This window comes from Streptomyces sp. bgisy159, from assembly GCF_965341775.1.
Taxonomy (GTDB): domain Bacteria; phylum Actinomycetota; class Actinomycetes; order Streptomycetales; family Streptomycetaceae; genus Streptomyces.
This window is the reverse complement of sequence record NZ_CBDQZH010000013.1, coordinates 136,556-150,239: the sequence shown is the minus strand read 5'-3', so window position 1 is coordinate 150,239 and position 13,684 is coordinate 136,556. Positions and strand designations below refer to the sequence as shown.

The 13,684-nt window shown below is 73.5% G+C and carries 13 protein-coding genes; 3 read left to right on the top strand and 10 right to left on the bottom strand.

Annotated features, from left to right (window positions below; all coding sequences use genetic code 11):
- Nucleotides 1-37 precede the first annotated feature (37 nt).
- Nucleotides 38-643, bottom strand: a complete 606-nt coding sequence (locus tag ACSLTV_RS15755; RefSeq protein WP_432155241.1) for a hypothetical protein — start codon at nt 641-643, stop codon at nt 38-40.
- A 325-nt stretch (nt 644-968) separates the two neighbouring features.
- Between ACSLTV_RS15755 and ACSLTV_RS15750 the strand changes: the two genes are divergently transcribed.
- Entirely contained in the window at nt 969-1,391 is a 423-nt protein-coding gene (locus ACSLTV_RS15750; RefSeq protein WP_432136413.1) for a subtilase-type protease inhibitor, read from the top strand.
- Between the two features lie 156 nt (nt 1,392-1,547).
- On the opposite strand, the gene ACSLTV_RS15745 is transcribed toward ACSLTV_RS15750, so the two are convergent.
- Genes ACSLTV_RS15745 through ACSLTV_RS15735 form a run of 3 tightly spaced genes read right to left on the bottom strand, consistent with a single transcriptional unit; the run spans nt 1,548 to nt 3,458 of the window.
- Nucleotides 1,548-1,763 (bottom strand): CDGSH iron-sulfur domain-containing protein, encoded by a 216-nt coding sequence (locus ACSLTV_RS15745; protein ID WP_432136414.1) that lies wholly within the window; start codon nt 1,761-1,763, stop codon nt 1,548-1,550.
- Complete coding sequence (locus ACSLTV_RS15740) at nt 1,744-2,400, bottom strand: HemK2/MTQ2 family protein methyltransferase (RefSeq protein ID WP_432136415.1); 657 nt, start codon at nt 2,398-2,400, stop codon at nt 1,744-1,746. Before ACSLTV_RS15740 ends, ACSLTV_RS15745 begins: the two co-directional genes overlap by 20 nt.
- Nucleotides 2,401-2,453: 53 nt before the next feature.
- Nucleotides 2,454-3,458 carry an iron-containing redox enzyme family protein gene (locus ACSLTV_RS15735; protein ID WP_432136416.1) on the bottom strand — a complete coding sequence of 335 codons (1,005 nt, stop codon included), beginning with the start codon at nt 3,456-3,458 and terminating at the stop codon, nt 2,454-2,456.
- 23 nt (nt 3,459-3,481) lie between these two features.
- On the opposite strand from ACSLTV_RS15735, the gene ACSLTV_RS15730 reads away from it, so the two are divergent.
- The gene (locus tag ACSLTV_RS15730) at nt 3,482-4,090 is read left to right on the top strand and encodes a flavodoxin family protein (RefSeq protein ID WP_435612343.1); all 609 of its coding nucleotides are present in this window, start codon (nt 3,482-3,484) and stop codon (nt 4,088-4,090) included.
- On the opposite strand, the gene ACSLTV_RS15725 is transcribed toward ACSLTV_RS15730, so the two are convergent.
- From ACSLTV_RS15725 to ACSLTV_RS15700, 6 genes are all read right to left on the bottom strand, one after another.
- Nucleotides 4,087-4,281: a hypothetical protein gene (locus ACSLTV_RS15725; protein WP_432155238.1), complete on the bottom strand. Its 195-nt coding sequence runs from the start codon at nt 4,279-4,281 to the stop codon at nt 4,087-4,089. The two genes, ACSLTV_RS15730 and ACSLTV_RS15725, sit on opposite strands and share 4 nt — an antisense overlap.
- Before the next feature lie 46 nt (nt 4,282-4,327).
- Entirely contained in the window at nt 4,328-5,329 is a 1,002-nt protein-coding gene (locus ACSLTV_RS15720) for a Ppx/GppA phosphatase family protein (RefSeq protein WP_432136419.1), read from the bottom strand.
- Nucleotides 5,330-5,403: 74 nt separating this feature from the next.
- The gene (locus tag ACSLTV_RS15715; protein ID WP_435612342.1) at nt 5,404-8,238 is read right to left on the bottom strand and encodes an NHLP bacteriocin export ABC transporter permease/ATPase subunit; all 2,835 of its coding nucleotides are present in this window, start codon (nt 8,236-8,238) and stop codon (nt 5,404-5,406) included.
- 1 nt (nt 8,239) lies between these two features.
- Nucleotides 8,240-10,357 carry an NHLP family bacteriocin export ABC transporter peptidase/permease/ATPase subunit gene (locus tag ACSLTV_RS15710; RefSeq protein WP_435612353.1) on the bottom strand — a complete coding sequence of 706 codons (2,118 nt, stop codon included), beginning with the start codon at nt 10,355-10,357 and terminating at the stop codon, nt 8,240-8,242.
- Nucleotides 10,358-10,473: 116 nt separating this feature from the next.
- Nucleotides 10,474-11,280, bottom strand: a complete 807-nt coding sequence (locus tag ACSLTV_RS15705) for an HlyD family efflux transporter periplasmic adaptor subunit (protein ID WP_435612341.1) — start codon at nt 11,278-11,280, stop codon at nt 10,474-10,476.
- 95 nt (nt 11,281-11,375) lie between these two features.
- On the bottom strand, nt 11,376-11,591 hold the full coding sequence (locus ACSLTV_RS15700; protein WP_432136422.1) for a type A2 lantipeptide: 216 nt from the start codon (nt 11,589-11,591) through the stop codon (nt 11,376-11,378).
- Nucleotides 11,592-12,289: 698 nt separating this feature from the next.
- Here ACSLTV_RS15700 and ACSLTV_RS15695 point away from each other — a divergent pair.
- Entirely contained in the window at nt 12,290-13,633 is a 1,344-nt protein-coding gene (locus ACSLTV_RS15695; protein WP_435612340.1) for a S1 family peptidase, read from the top strand.
- The last annotated feature ends 51 nt before the right edge of the window (nt 13,634-13,684 follow it).

Sequence of the window (13,684 nt, the reverse complement as noted above, 5' to 3'; positions counted from 1 at the left end):
CATGCGCCGCACTCGCCCGCCGCACTCACCCGCGCGGTCACCCGGCGCCGTCACCCGCCGACGCGTCCTTGCCGGCTCGCCGACCGTCCGCCCTCGCGCCGTAGGGGTGTTCCACGTCCGGGCCCCGCTCCCGCACCCGGCGTACCTCCTCCAGCGAGGAGCGCAGGTCGGTGAGCCAGTCGCCGGTGTGGCGGCCCACCAGCCGGACACACCAGGCGAGCGCGTCGCTGCGGCTGCGGGCGACGCCCCCGGCGATCAGGGTGTCCAGCACCTGGCGCTCGGGCTGCCGCAACCGTGTCATCACCGGTGTGGTCAGCGGGGCGAACAGGACCCGCTCCCCGGCGCAGTCGACGCCCCACGACACCGTCCGGCCGAAGCGCTGCCGCGCCTCGCGGGCGACGGCGGTGCGGCTCTGCCGGGTGCGCTCCCGGAACTCCTGGACCCGGGCCTCGACCGCCACGACGCGCTCCGCGGCGGGTGTCCCGGCGGCGAGCGGGGGTGCGGGGATCCGCCCGATCACGGTGATCTCCTCGCGGTCGACGCGCACCTCGGTCAGCTCGTCGAACAGGCCGTGCGGCACATGGTCGGCGAACCAGCCGCGCACCGCCTCGCCCCGCCCGCTCGTCGGCTCGCTCATGGTCATGTAATGACCATTACCGCGCAGGTCCATGAACGCAAGGGGTCGCCAAGTGGTCCCCGGAGGGCGGAAGCTGAATGTTTCAGGACGATTAACGAGCATAGGGTTTTCGGCCAGGTGGCTGATCGGGCGGAGCGGGAGCCGCCTGGTTCCGGGGTTTGAACGTTCGAACTCCGTGACTTCGCGCCACTGATTCAATACGCAAGGTTACTGAAACCCGTGGGGTCGATGTGAGTTTCCGCCGCGGACTCGGCAGACTCGCGCTCGCCGCGTCCGGCACCCACAGGTGCGGGCCGGCCCACCCTCGAACTTCAGCGGAAGGATGCACACAATGCGGAACACCGCGCGTTGGGCGGCGACCCTGGCCCTGACGGCCACCGCCGTCTGCGCTCCCCTGGCCGGGAGCGCGGTCGCCGCCACCGACTCGCTCTACGCCCCGTCCGCCCTGGTGCTGACCATGGGCCACGGCGAGAGCGCGGCCCAGGTGAACCCGTCCCGAGCCGTCACCCTGAGCTGCGCGCCGACGTCCTCCGGTACGCATCCGGCGCCGGCCTCGGCCTGCGCCGAACTGCGCGCCGCCGACGGCGATCTGGACGCGCTGGCGGAGCCCGGGCCCGCCATCTGCACCAGGGAGTACGCGCCCGTGGTCGTCACCGTCGACGGTGTCTGGCAGGGTCTGCGGGTCTCCTACGAGCGCACTTTTGCCAACGAGTGCCTGATGAACGCGAGCGGCAGCAGCCTCTTCGCGTTCTAGAGACCGGGATCGCGTGGTTCCCCGTGAGTGCCGCGAGAGGCTCGTGACTGGGGAGTGCGAGTCCTGACACGGGACCGCAGCGATCTCGTTGCCCAGGGGTCGGACGGGCGGAGTGGGGCCGCCTGTCCGACCCCTGGGGTCATTCGTGTGCGCGGCTCACTCCCGCCGTCGGGCGGGAGCCCGGTCCCGGTGACTGGTGTCGCACCAGGGGAAACGCCGGCTGCGGCCGCAGGTGCACACCGCCACCCGGAACCGGTCGCTGGAGACGACCGTGCCGTCCTCCAGCTCGATCTCCACGGGGCCTTCCACCAGTAGCGGGCCCCGGCGTCGCGCGGCGATCCGGCGGGGGCGGTCAGCGGGGGAGTTCGGCACGGACGACCACCAGCTCTTCCCTCTCCTCGTCGGCGGGCAGCAGCCCCCGCTCCCGCAGCCACGCCGAGCGCTCCCGCAGGACGGGCCCGAACGGAACGCGCCGCCGCAGGGTCACCGACGCCTTCAGGCCGGATGCCCGCAGGTGCGTCAGGGTCCGGCCGGGATCGCTCAGCCCGGAGTGCACCAGCAGCAGGACCCCGCCGGGGTGCAGCAGGGCCGGCGCCTCGCGGCAGATCCGGTCCAGCAGCAGGCGCCCGTCGCGTCCCGCGTCCCAGGCCCGCGCCGGACCGTGCGGCACGGCGCCGTCGGAGGGCGGGGCGGGGACGTACGGCGGGTTGGCGAGGATCAGGTCGAAGGCCCGTCCGCGTACCGGATCGAAGAGGTCGCCGTGCCGGATGCGCATCGGCAGCCCGGCCCGCAGCGCGTTCAGCCGAGCGGTCCACACCGCGCGCCGGGAGACGTCGACGGCGGTGACGCGGGAGCCGCGCCGGGCCGCTGCGAGGGCCAGCGCGCCGGTGCCGGTGCCGACGTCGAGGACGTCCGCGTCCTCGGGGAGCGGTTCGTGGGAGAGAGCTCCGGCGAGGAGGGCGGTGTCCTCCTGCGGTGCGTAGACGCCCGGGGGTGCCAACGGATTCATCCGATCCCAGTACCCGGACAAAAAGGAAATATGGTCTGTTCAGGTGGTTCCGGTCATCCCGGGACCGGCTCCGGCCGCAGCCGCAGTGCCGAACGGCCGGAGCGCCACGCGGTGAGCAGCCGGTCGCCCAGCCGGCCCTCCAGCAGGCCGGTGGCGTCGATCCCGAACGCCACGTCGGGCGCCAGCCCGGGCTCCGCCCCGAGCAGACCGGCGATCACCTCGTGCCGGACCACCTGCTCGTGCACCGCGTCCGCCTCCACGTGCTCGTCGTAGAAACGCACCGCCGCCGGCCCCGCCCCGGTACGGCGCAGCGCGTCGGCGAGCCGCCGGGAACCGGGCGACGAGGTGATCTCGACCGCCGCGAAATGGCCCACCAGCGCCCCCCGCAGCGATCGGTGCAGCCCGAACAGGGACATCAGGTTCACCGTGGCGAGGACCTCGGCGCACGCGGCGTCCAGATAGCGGCCGTACGCGGTGTCCAGGCCCAGGTCCGCCATCAGGTCGGCGAACAGCACCGCGTGGACCCGGTCGGCGCGGCCGCCGCCGTACTCGTCGTACTCCACGGCGGCCATGGCCGCCTTCGCCCGGCCCCACAGCCGCGGCAGTACCCAGGCGTGCGGGTCGGCCTCCTTCAGGTGGTACACCGAACGCAGCGCCGCGTACTCCCGCAACTGCTCCAAGGTGCCCTCGTCCCGCAGGAAATGGCTGACCCCGTCGCCCTCGACCGGCTCCACCAGCAGCTCGGCGAGCGCGTCGTCGACGCTCGCACGGGCCGGTACGTCGGCGCGCAGCGCGGTCAGGAAACGGTCCTCCAGCGCGGCCCGGACCCGCAGCAGCGCGCAATCCCACTCCCGGTCGCCGGAAACTCCCGCGAAACCCCGGTAGTGCAGCTCGTAGCAGAGGTACAGGGCCAGCTGCAGGTCGTCGTCGTACGGCGGGGCGGCCGCCGCGGCCGCGGGGGACGGCGGCGGGCCGTCACCCGTCAGGTACCGCTCGACGGCCGCGGAGACCGGACCCCGGGCCGGGGGCAGGACGGGATCCCGATGGTCGTAGGTCATGTGCGGTGGGTACCCGGGGCGGCATGAAGGCACTCGTGATCAACTGCACTCTCAAGAGGTCGCCCGACTCCTCCAACACCGAGGCGCTGGCCCGCGTCGTGACCGACCAGCTGGAGAAGGACGGCGTGGAGGTCGACGTGGTGCGGGCCGTCGACCTGGACATCGCCCCCGGTGTGACCAGCGAGGCGGTGCACGACGGCGACATGTGGCCCCGCGTCCACGACAAGCTGCTGTCCAGCGCCATCCTCGTCGTCGCCTCGCCGACCTGGCTCGGCCGGCCCTCCTCCGTCGCGCAGCGCGTCCTGGAACGGATGGACGCCATGATGTCCGAGACGGACGACGAGGGCCGGCCGGTCGCCTACAACCGGGTGGCCGGCGTGGTCGTCACCGGCAACGAGGACGGCGCCCACCACGTCATCAGCGAGATCTCCGGGGCGCTCGCCGACATCGGCTACACCGTCCCCGGCCAGGCCTGGACCTACTGGCACCTGGGCCCCGGGCCCGGCCCGGACTACCTCGACGACGAGCGCGGCCACGAACGGTCCGACCGCACGGGCCGGGCCATGGCCGCCAACCTCCACGGCGTGGCCCGGGCCCTCGCGGAACGTCCGCTGGGAGCGCCGCCCGGCTAGGGCCGGCCCCCGTCGCCCTGGGACTCCTCCTGGGCGCGGACGTTGGGCGTGATCGCCTCGCCCGCCTCACCGCCGTCCCGGCCCGGCTCGTCCTCCGGGTCGGTGACGCGGTGCGCGGCCTCCGACAGTTCCCGCATGACCTCCTCCAGCGCCGTCTCGGACGGTTCCCGGGGGTTCTTCTGCTCGGACACGTGCTGCTCCTCTCCTGATCGTTCGATTTCACCCGGATCTGCCGGGTCAGCGGCCCGCGACCCGCAGGGGTGCCGGCTCACGGGGCAGCGCCCCGTCGGAGAGCCGGCCGACCTCCGCCCACCAGGACGGGCCGTCCTCGATGTGGCGCAACAGCACCCCTTCCCGGAGCGCCCAGGGGCAGAGCGTCACCGACTTCAGCCCCGTCAGCTTCATCGCCGTGTGCCCGATCACCGCGCCGGCCAGGCTCTGTGCGGCGCGCGGCGCGGAGATCCCAGGCAGCGCCGCCCGCTCCTTCGCCGACAGCAGGGACAGTCGTTCGACCGCCCGCCCCAGGTCGCGCCGGTACAGAGTCCGCTCCACGAAGGGGCCGTGCCGGCCGGGCGCCGTCCCGCACAGCCGGCCCAGCTGCTGGAAGGTGCGGGAGGTGGCCACCGCCGTGCGCGGTCCCTCCCAGCGGATCCGGGCCGCGGCGTCCCGCAGTTCGTGCCGCAGCTTGCGGCGCAGCGCCCGGAGCGTTTCCGGGTCGGGAGGGTCCTCCGCGAGCAGGAACTCATGGGTGAGCCGGCCCGCGCCGAGCGGCAGCGCCGCCACGAAATCGGGCAACCGCCCCCGGCCGAAAGCCACTTCGAAGGAGCCGCCGCCGATGTCCAGCAGGGTCAACGGACCCGACCGCCACCCCATCCAGCGCCGTGCCCCCAGAAACGTCAGCTCGGCCTCCACCTCGCCCGGCAGGGTGCACAGCGCCACCTCGGTACGCTCCCGCACCGCGCGCAGCACCTCCGTGCGGTTCGGCGCGCCCCGCACGACCGCGGTCGCGAACGCCAGCGGCCCCGCCGCACCCCACCGAGCCGCCGTACGGTCCGCCGCCCCGACCGCGTCGACCAGCCGTTCCACGGCCTCCTCGGGGATGGGCTCCCCCGGCCGGACCAGCTCCGACAGCCTCAGCCGCCACTTGACCGTGTGCACCGGCAACGGCACCCCGCCCGTGGCGTCCGCCACCACCAGCCGGACCGTGTTCGATCCCACGTCCACCACACTGATTCTCATGGACGGGCGAGTACCCAGACGGCGCCCTTCCTGCCCCTCACGGCGGCCGCCGGGCGTGAAACCGGCCGCCCACGCTAAGCGAGTTGGCGCCGCACCAGTTCGTGCAGACGGCCCCCGGTGTCCGCGAGAAGCCGTGCCGGGGTGCCCTGTTGGATGATCCTGCCGCGCTCCATGACGACGACGCGGTCGGCGTCCAGCACCGTGGACAGGCGGTGCGCGATGACCACCCGAGTGGCCTGGATCTTACGGGTGGACTCGATGACGACGCGCTGCGTCTCGTTGTCCAGGGCGCTGGTCGCCTCGTCGAGGAAGAGGATCCGCGGGCGCCGGATCAGCGCCTGCGCGATCATCAGCCGCTGGCGCTGCCCGCCCGAGACCGATCCGCTGCCCGAGACGATGGTGTGCAGGCCCATCGGCATCCGCCGGATGTCCTCCGCGAGACCCGCCAGCTCGGCCGCCGCCATCACCTCCTCGGGACTGTAGGACTCGGTGCCGCAGATGACCTCCATCAACGAGCCGGTGAACGGCTGCGCGTGCTGCAGCACCACCCCGCACTGCCGGCGCACCGCCGACTGGTCCAGGGCGGCCAGGTCCTGACCGTCGTAGAGCACACTGCCCGACACCGGCCGGTCGAAGCCGATCAGCAGCCGCAGCAGCGTCGACTTGCCGCACCCGCTCGGTCCGACGACCGCCACGAACTCCCCCGGCCGCACGTCGAGGGAGACGTCGTCCAGCACCAGCGGCCCGTCGTCGGAGTACCGGAACGACAGCCGCCGCGCCTCCACCGCCCCCGACAGCGGACCCGGCCGGGTGCTCGCCGGGCGCACCTCGGGCGCCGCCTCCAGCACCGGCCGGATCTCCTCGTACAGCGGCAGCGCGGCCACCGCCGACACGAACGCGCCGGTCAGCGATGTCACCGAGGTCAGCAGCATCGTCACCGACGTGGTGAAGGTGAGGAACTCGGCCGCGGACAGCGCGCCGCGCGCCGGACCTGCCAGCAGCATGAACATCAGCAGCGAGGACAGCGGCAGGTACACCGAGCCCAGCACCGCGTTCAGGTTCCTGATCCGGCCCAGCCGCTGCTGCAGTTCGCGGCTGCGCGCGAACTGGGCGGCCCAGGCGGCGTAGGCGTAGTTCTCGGCCGCCGCCACCCGCAGCTTCGGCAGCCCGCGCAGGGTCTGGAACGCCTGGTTGTTCAGCTTGTTGGTGAGCGTGACCAGCCGCCGCTGCCAGCGCACCTGCCACAGCCCGAGCACCAGGAACACCGCCGCGATCACGACCAGCATGCCGATCGCCACCAGTGCCATCGGCACGCTGTACCACAGCAGCAGGCCCACGTTCATCGCGCCGACGGTGAGGGACTGCGCCACCGACGGCCCGAGGCCCGCCAGCAGCCGGCGGATCGAGCTGACCCCCATGGCGGCACTGGCCAGCTCACCCGTGGACCGCTGGGCGAAGAAGGCGGTGGGCAACCGCAACAACCGGTCCCACACGGCTGGTTGGAGCGTCGCTTCCACCCGGCCCTCCAGCCGCAGGATGGTCAGGTTCTGCAGCAGCGTGTACGCCGCCGCGACCACGCCGCCGACCATCACCGCCAGGCAGAGCCAGGTGATCGGGCCGGCCTGCGCCCTCGGGACGTACTCGCCGAGCACCTTGCCCGTCGCGATCGGCACCAGCGCCCCGACCGCCACCGTCACCAGCCCGCTCAGCAGCAGGTTGGCCAGGTCACCGCCCGTGCCGCGCAGCACGAACCGCGCCAGCCGCAGGGGACTCGGCGGCCGGTCCGGCAGCGGCCGGTAGAACATCACCGCGCGCGGCTCGAACTCGGCCGCGTTGGCCTTCTCCACCGGGGTCTCCCGCCCCGTCGAGGGATGGACCGCGACGTAGCCGCCGCGCCGCCACAGCAGTGCGACCGGCGCGCCCGACAGCGCCCGCCGGCCCACCAGCGGGCCCACGTTCTCCCGCCACCAGCGGTCCCGCAGCCGGACCGCACGGGTGCGCACCCGGGAGGCGAGGGCGATCCGCTCCACCGGATCGAGCCGGTCGCCGTCCGCCCCCGTGCGCGCCGGTTCGGCGAGGCTGATCCCGGCCGCCCGGGCGACCAGGCCGCATGCCGCGTACGTGGCGTCGGCGTCGGCGGCCGTGGGGCGCTTGACCGGTGACCGGCCGATCGAGGCCAGCAGAGTGCGGTCGGCCCGCGCCCTCACCGCCTCGCCCGCCCTGATCCCGGCGGCCGCACGGCTTTCGTGGGTGCGCTCCAGCTGCTCGATCCAGCGGTCCAGCGCGGTCAGCAGCCGGTACTGCTGATCGACCATGCCCTGCCACACCGCCGGGTCCATCAGCAGGTCGGCGGCGGCCTCCGCACCGTACAGCGACCCGTACTGCACACCGCCCGGCGGCACTTGCATCCAGAACACGTCGTCGTCCGCGACCGCCGCCGGGTCCTGCCCGGCCACCGGGGCCTCGAACAGCACCGACAGGCCACGGCCGACTCCCAGCGCGAGCGCGTGCTCCAGCGCGCTCGCCGCGGGCGGAACGCACCGGGCGGTGCCGTACTCGTCGTACACCCAGGTCCCGGCCGGTGCGGGCGAGTACAGCTCACGCAGCCCGACCCGGTGCACCACGCAGTCCCGCACCGGGCGGGCGACCAGCGTGTGCCGGGGGCCGGCGACCGGGCCGAGCAGCAGACAGCCCGGCTCCAGCCGGCCCAGGTGGTGCCAGTGCCCCTGATGTCCGGCGTCCACCGCGAACAGGTCCAGCGCCCCGGACGCCACCAGCCACAACGTCTGCGGCCCTTCCAGGTCGAGCCGGGCGAGGCCCGCGCAGTCGATCCGGGTACCCGCGCCGCCGAACGCGGCGAGCACCGGATCGCCGTCGTGGACGGCGCCGCCCTCGTACACGGCCGTCATCTCACCGCTCCCGGACCAGCGCCGCGTACGCCCCGCCGCGCACCACCAGTTCCTCGTGCCGGCCGCGTTCCACGACCGTGCCGTGCTGCAGGACGACGATCTCGTCGCTGTCCCGCACGGTGCTGAGCCGGTGCGCGATCACCACGCACGCGCAGCCGCGCCGGCGCAGGTTGTCCATGACCACCAGCTCGGTCTCCGCGTCCAGCGCGCTGGTCACCTCGTCGAGCACCAGGACGCTCGGCCGGCGCACCAGGGCCCGCGCGATCTCCAGGCGCTGGCGCTGCCCGCCGGAGAAGTTCCGGCCGTCCTGCTCGACCTTGCCGTGGATGCCGCCCGGCCGGCGCGTCACCACGTCGTACAGCGCCGCGTCCCGCAGCGCCTCCACCACCGCGTCGTCCGGGATCGACGGGTCCCAGAGCGCCACGTTGTCGCGGACGGTGCCCTCGAACAGGAAGACGTCCTGGTCGACGAAGGCCACCGAGGCGGCCAGCGCACCGCGCGCAATGTCCTCCAGGCGCTGCCCGTCGATGCGGACGACCCCCTCCCAGGGGGTGTAGAGCCCCGCGATCAGCCGGGAGACCGTCGACTTGCCGCTGCCGGAGCCGCCCACCAGCGCCACCTGGCGGCCCGGCCCGACCGTCAGGTCGAAACCGGTCAGCAGCGGCTTGTCCAGCGGGCTGTAGCCGAAGGTGACGTTCTCCAGCTCGACGTGCCCGTGCAGCCGGCGCGTCGAGTCCGCCTCGCCGCGGCGGTCGTAGCGCGGGTCGGCCCGGAAGTTCTCCACGTCCTTCAGCCGGGCCACGTCCGCCGCGAAGTCCTGGATGCGGCCCGCCACGCCGTTCAGCCGCGTCAGCGGAGCGGTGAACCGGGCGACCAGGGCCTGGAAGGCGACCAGCAGACCCACCGAGAGATGGCCTTCGATCGCCCGCATGCCGCCGATCCACAGGATCAGCGCGCTGTTCAGCGTCGCCAGCGTCGGCGCCACCACCCCCAGCCAGGCGCTCGGCACTCCCAGCCGCTGCTGCTCCTCCAACGTGGTGGCGTGCTGGCCGGCCCACTTGCGGAAGTAGCCGTCCTCGCCGCCGGTCGCCTTCATCGTCTCGATCAGCTGCAGACCCGTGTACGCCGTGTTGGTGAGCCGCGCGGTGTCCGCGCGCAGTTTGGCCGTACGGGTCGCCCGCAGCCGCACCACCACCCGCATCGCCACGACGTTCAGCAGCGCCACCCCGATGCCGACGAACGTCAGCTGGGGATCGTAGGTGTACAGCAGCAGCGCGTACAGGACCACCACCACCGCGTCCACGCCCGCCGCCGCCAGATCGCGGGCCAGGGTCTCGGCCACCGCGTCGTTGGACTGCAGCCGCTGCACGAGGTCGGCCGGGCTGCGCTGTGCGAAGAACGTGACCGGCAGCCGCAGCAGATGGCGCAGGAACCGTGCGCTGGACAGCGTCGAGGAGACGATCCGGCCGTGGTGCAGGTTCGCCTGCTGCAACCAGGTCAGCGCCACCGTCAGCAGCACGCAGACGGCCATGGCCGCGAACAGCGTGCCCAGCAGGGAGGACTGACCGTCGATCAGGAACATGTCGATGTAGGTCCGGCTGAGCGCCGGCACCGCCGCGCCCACCAGCACCAGCAGCAGGCTCGCCAGAACGGCCGCCGGGAGGGCGCCCGCCGTGCCGCGCAGCCGGGCCGGCAGGGCGCCCAGAACCCCCGGGCGGCGCCCGCCCCGTGTGAAGCCCTCGCCCGGCTCCATCACCAGCACCACACCGGTGAAGCTGCCGTCGAACTCCTCCAGCGGCACGAAGCGGCGGCCCGTGCCTGGGTCGTTGACGAACACCCCGCGCCGCCCGAGGCGGCGGCCCATGCCGTCGTAGACGACGTAGTGGTTGAACTCCCAGAAGAGGATCGCGGGCGCCCGGACCTCCGCGAGGGCCGCCAGGTCCATCTGCATGCCCTTGGCCGTCAGACCGTGACTGCGGGCCGCCTTGAGCAGGTTGCCGGCCCGAGAGCCGTCACGGGAGACGCCGCAGGCGATCCGCAGCTCCTCCAGCGGGACGTACCGGCCGTGGTGGCCGAGGACCATGGCGAGGGAGGCGGCACCGCACTCGACGGCCTCCATCTGCAGCACGGTCGGGGTGCGCACGGCCCTGGACCGGACCTTGGGGAGGGCACGCCGGGGCGGAGCCGCTCGGCGCCGGCCGCGGGTCTGCCGTGCGGTGGTCTGCCGTGCGGTGGTCACGGGAGCAGCCAATCGACGGGATGCCGGTCGGCCAGCCGGATCGAGCCGGTGGCCAGGGTCATGGAGGCGAGGGGGTACGGCGGGCCGTCCTCGGAGGACCAGCGGTAACCGCTCCTCGTCGACGCCGAGGTGTCCAGGCGGACCAGCACGGCGACCGGGCGGCCGCCCGCGGTGAACTGCTCGCCGAGCTGGGTGTCGCCGAGGAACGCCGCGATGCGCCGCGCCGACTGGGCGGTGCGGTCCACCGACTCCACATGGCCGCGCAGCACCCCGTACCGCTCGGCCGGCACCGTCTGCACGGTCAGGTCGACGGCCGCGTGTTCCGGGATCGCCGCCGCGTTCCGCGCGGGCACGTACACCGTCGCGTACAGCGGGTCGTCGGCGTGGGCGACCTTCTCGACGGCCGCCACGTCGGCGCCGGTGGCGATGATCTGCCCGATCGTCGCCGCGAGCGTGGTGATCCGGCCCGCGGCGACCATGCGCACGGTCGCCTCGCCCTCGCCGGTGCGGACCCTCAGCACGGGGGCGTCGGCGGGCAGGCGCTCGCCCTCCTCCGCCAGGACGGCGGTGACCTGGCCGGCGGCCGGGCTCTGCAGGATGTAGCTGCCCTGGCCGTGGGTGAGGACGGCGGGCGCGCCGACCGTGGCGGTGACCGAGCCGGTGACCGCCCACAGGGACGCGGCCGCCAGCGCGACGACGGTCACGGCCAGCACCAGCCGGCCCTGCGGGCGGGCCAGCCGCACCGGGAGGTCGAGCTCCTCCGGCGACTGGAGCTTGGCGAGGGCCTGTTGGCGGAACTGCATGGAACCTCCTCTGCGACGGCACGACGTGGGCCGGGGCACCGAAGAGTCCCGGAGCCGGGAGGCGGCTCCGGGACTCGACGATGACGCGGGCGCGATCAGAGACCGGCGACCAGGTTGGTGACCGGCGCCGTGTTCAGACCGGTGACACCCTCGACGGTGCCGACGGCCGTGTCGACCAGGCCGTTGACCGGGGCGATGCCGTCCACCAGGCCGGTGACGGTGCCCAGGGCGTTCACGGACAGGCCGCCGGAGACGTTGTCGAGGTCGGCGTCGGAGATCTCGGCGGTCTCGACCTGGGGGGTGGAGTTCATGAGGAACTTCCCTTCCTATGGATCATCAGGGTCTTTCACAAAGGGGGAGCGCGGGTGTCTGGCGGACCCCCGCGGTGCGATGGATCAAAGCAGGTCCCCGGCCGCCGACTCCACTCAACGCCCCTTCCCACCTGCGGTCTTGCGTCACGTCGCCGTCAAAGCGTGAGGGTGTGGGCACGGCTTGGCGGCGACTTCTTCACAGCTCGGGCCGGCTCCGCTCGGACGAGCGCGGGACGTCGGCGCGGCGAAACCGGCACTCCCGTCCCAAAGGCGCGGTCGCCGTCGCGGAGTTGTGCAGGAGTGCCGACCGCGGTGACCCCGGTGGGCAATCGGTGTGCAGATTCCCTGAAGCGGTCATTCCGCTCCTCGTGCGCGACGTTCCGTCAGGGAACGGTCACCGAACGTCGCGCACCGGGCGCCGGACCGGCCGGCCGGTCACCGATGCGTTCAGGACATCCGGGGCGGTCACCGCAGTCCTGCGGGCCGTCGGCCGTCGCCCCGCCGCACCGGCGCGCGGGGCGGTGCGTCAGACCTTCGGCAGGGACCGTGGGATGGCCGGATCGCGAGGGCTCGGACCGCGCGCCGAAAAACGGAATTGAACGCACCGCGCGCCTCCCTCGTACCAACGGCCGACCAGGCGCCGCTGTACGGAGCTGCCGCAGGGCAGCAGACCCCGTTCCCCCCAGGAGGTCGAGAAGTTGAGTCACAAGCGAATGCCGAAGCGCAAGGCCGCGATAGCGGTGGGCGGTGTGGCGGCGCTCGGAGCCGCGGCGCTGCTGCTGCCCAACGCCAACGCCTCCCAGGACGGCGGCGCCTCGGCCGCGCCGAAGACCCTCAAGGCGGCGGACGCGTCGGAGGTCGCCGTCCAGGTACAGCGGCTGCTCGGCGACGCCTTCGCCGGCTCCTACTACGACAGCGGCAGCCGACGGCTCGTGGTCAACGTCGCCGACGGCGCCGACGGCAGCGTCATCGACCGGGCAGAGCGGGCAGGCGCCACCGTCCGCCAGGTCGAGAACAGCACCGCCGAACTGGAGTCGGCCGCGCACACCCTGGAGAGCCGGGCCGCCATCGCGGGCACCGCCTGGGCCGTCGACCCCAGGACCAACAAGATCCTCGTCACCGCCGACAGCACCGTCACCGGCGGCAAGTGGAACCGGCTGGAGAGCACCGTCCGGAGCCTCGGTTCCGGCATGGCGACCCTCAAGAAGTCGTCCGGCACCTTCAAGCCCCTCGTCTCCGGCGGCGACGCCATCTTCAGCGCCGGATCACGCTGCTCCCTCGGCTTCAACGTGGTGGCCGGCGACGGCAGTCCCGCCTTCCTGACGGCCGGTCACTGCGGCGTCGCCGCCGAGCGGTGGTCGGACTCCGCGAACGGGCAGCCGATCGCCACCGTCGACCAGGCCACCTTCCCCGGCGCCGGTGACTTCGCCCTGGTGAAGTACGACGACCCGAACACCCAGGCGCCCAGCGATGTCGACGTCGGCAACCAGCGCGTCCCCATCCTCCGGGCCGCCGACGCGACCGTCGGCCAGCAGGTCTTCCGGATGGGCAGCACCACCGGCCTGGCCAACGGCCAGGTGCTCGGCCTGAACGCCACCGTGAACTACCCCGAGGGCACCGTCACCGGCCTCATCCAGACGAACGTCTGCGCCGAACCGGGTGACAGCGGCGGCTCCCTCTTCACCCAGGACGGCCTCGCGATCGGGCTGACCTCCGGTGGCAGCGGCGACTGCACGAACGGCGGTGAGACCTTCTTCCAGCCCGTCACCACCGCCCTCGCGGCGGTCGGCGCGACCCTCGGCGACAACGGCGCCCAGGGCGGCGCGGGAGCCGGTGACCAGGCCGGCGGCGACCAGGCCGGCGGGAATCAGGCGGGGGACAACCAGGCAGGCGACCAGGCAGGCGACCAGGCGGGCGGCAACGAGGCCGGCGGGGGTCAGGCCGGCGACGACCAGGCGGGTGGCGGCCAGGCCGGCGGTGATCGGACCGGCGGCGGCCGGGCCCGCGGCGGCGCCGACCAGAACGCCGTGACGACGCGCTAGACGCCTCGGCCACGGCCCTGTGACGCGGCCCGCGGGACACTGCGTCACAGG

What these genes read in the sequence shown, in the direction of transcription:
- ACSLTV_RS15705 (WP_435612341.1), bottom strand. Translation starts at nt 11,280, where the DNA reads ATGCAGTTCCGCCAACAGGCCCTCGCCAAGCTCCAGTCGCCGGAGGAG.
- ACSLTV_RS15750 (WP_432136413.1), top strand. Translation starts at nt 969, where the DNA reads ATGCGGAACACCGCGCGTTGGGCGGCGACCCTGGCCCTGACGGCCACC.
- ACSLTV_RS15755 (WP_432155241.1), bottom strand. Translation starts at nt 643, where the DNA reads ATGACCATGAGCGAGCCGACGAGCGGGCGGGGCGAGGCGGTGCGCGGC.
- ACSLTV_RS15700 (WP_432136422.1), bottom strand. Translation starts at nt 11,591, where the DNA reads ATGAACTCCACCCCCCAGGTCGAGACCGCCGAGATCTCCGACGCCGAC.
- ACSLTV_RS15715 (WP_435612342.1), bottom strand. Translation starts at nt 8,238, where the DNA reads ATGACGGCCGTGTACGAGGGCGGCGCCGTCCACGACGGCGATCCGGTG.
- ACSLTV_RS15735 (WP_432136416.1), bottom strand. Translation starts at nt 3,458, where the DNA reads ATGACCTACGACCATCGGGATCCCGTCCTGCCCCCGGCCCGGGGTCCG.
- ACSLTV_RS15740 (WP_432136415.1), bottom strand. Translation starts at nt 2,400, where the DNA reads ATGAATCCGTTGGCACCCCCGGGCGTCTACGCACCGCAGGAGGACACC.
- ACSLTV_RS15720 (WP_432136419.1), bottom strand. Translation starts at nt 5,329, where the DNA reads ATGAGAATCAGTGTGGTGGACGTGGGATCGAACACGGTCCGGCTGGTG.
- ACSLTV_RS15730 (WP_435612343.1), top strand. Translation starts at nt 3,482, where the DNA reads ATGAAGGCACTCGTGATCAACTGCACTCTCAAGAGGTCGCCCGACTCC.
- ACSLTV_RS15710 (WP_435612353.1), bottom strand. Translation starts at nt 10,357, where the DNA reads ATGGAGGCCGTCGAGTGCGGTGCCGCCTCCCTCGCCATGGTCCTCGGC.